Raw genomic sequence first — 1,577 nt, forward strand, 5'->3', positions numbered from 1 at the left:
CAACGGCACACCAGCGCTAGATCTCAAACCGTGATCCGACCCGCATCACCCGTGGGGCAAGCCGGCTGATCCACTTACGGGCCCTGGCATCCGGTGCGACCGTCACGATCGGCTGGTTGTGACGAACCGCCGCGACCATCGCGTTCGCGACCCGTTCGGGGGGAACCGCGAGCTTGCGGTATACAGCGGAAGTGCGTGAGCGCCGGGCCTTCTCGGTCTGCGGATCGGCCTCGACGAACTCGGTGCTGCGGTCGAAATTCGTCGCGACGAGGCTCGGGCACACCGCGGTCACCCCGATGCCGTCCTCGAGCAGTTCGGCCCGCAAACAATCGGACAGCATGAGCACCGCAGCCTTGCTCGTGGCATACGCGGCGATACGCTTCTGCGGCATGAACGCCGCAGCGGACGACACATTCACGATGTGACCGCCGGTGCCGCGCTCGATCATCTGCTCGGCGAACGCTCGGCACCCGTAGACGACACCCCAGAAGTTGACATCGATGACGCGCTCGAATGCGTCCTGCGGCGTGTCGACGAACGATCCGATCACACCCAATCCCGCGTTGTTGACGAGGATGTCGACCGTGCCGTGCCGCTCACGGACCGTCTGCGCGAGCTGTCGGACCTGCTCCTCGTCGGTCACATCGACGTGGTAGGCATGTGCGCCGCCCCCGAATACCGCCGCTGCACCGCCGGCATGTGGATCGGGGGTGTCGATCAGCTCGACAGTTTCCTGAGCCGCCGTCATGTCGATGTCCGCGACCACGACGATGGCGCCGGCCGCCGAGAACGCCCGGGCGGCAGCGCGACCGATGCCGCTGCCGCCGCCGGTGACCACGACGAGAGTCCCGGTGAGGTCACGCATCCGCAGATGCAGGGCCGCGCCTCTGCGCCAGCGTCGAATCTGGGACCACCGCGATGTCATGGGTCCATCTTCCCGGTGTGGGCGGTGTGCGTCATGCCGGGCCGAGCAGCGATTCCGATCGCGACAGGGTCGACGACCCCCCGTCTCCGTCACCGAGGGTCGTCGTGTGACTGCGAATCGAAACTCGAAGGATTGTTCCAGCCCCGTCCCTGGTCGGAACTGCTCGACGGTGACTGGTACATCGGGCGCGACTGCCCGGGCCCGGCATGGTGGACCGGCGCCGACTGCTGAGTGCGCGTGGCTGCCTGGTCGGCGTGCCGCGCGGGTTCTTCGGGTGCTTGCAGACGACGTGGACGTTCGGTCAGCACTTCGGGGGTGCTCTGCTGCACGTTGGTGAGCAGCACGGCGGGGAAGTAGATCGACGCGGTGATACCGGCGTTGGTGTCGGAATCGAAGGTCGGACGCAGTCGCACGCTGATGCCGTTGCGGGCCGCGAGACGCCCTGCCACGAACAACCCCATCTGCCGGGGTGCCTGGATTTCCGCGCTGTTTCCGGCGGCCAGTCGTGCGTTGATTTCGTTGAGGACTTCCGGTGCGGTTCCGATGCCGCTGTCGGCGATCTCGAGCAGCAGACCACCGTCGACGGCGGCGGAGAACTCGAAGGTGACGGCGCTGTTCGGCGGGGAGGCGCGCAGTGCGTTGTCGACGAGTT

At 66.9% G+C, this 1,577-nt stretch carries 2 protein-coding genes; both read right to left on the reverse strand.

Annotated elements, in window-relative coordinates; translation table 11 throughout:
- Positions 1-16 precede the first annotated feature (16 nt).
- Positions 17-925: an SDR family NAD(P)-dependent oxidoreductase gene (locus WAX14_RS03575; protein WP_422626719.1), complete on the reverse strand. Its 909-nt coding sequence runs from the start codon at positions 923-925 to the stop codon at positions 17-19.
- 89 nt (positions 926-1,014) lie between these two features.
- On the reverse strand, positions 1,015-1,577 hold a 563-nt coding region (locus WAX14_RS03580), incomplete at its 5' end, for an ATP-binding protein (RefSeq protein ID WP_422626720.1).

Origin of the sequence: Rhodococcus sp. (in: high G+C Gram-positive bacteria), from assembly GCF_049299235.1 — a bacterium.
Taxonomy (GTDB): domain Bacteria; phylum Actinomycetota; class Actinomycetes; order Mycobacteriales; family Mycobacteriaceae; genus Rhodococcus.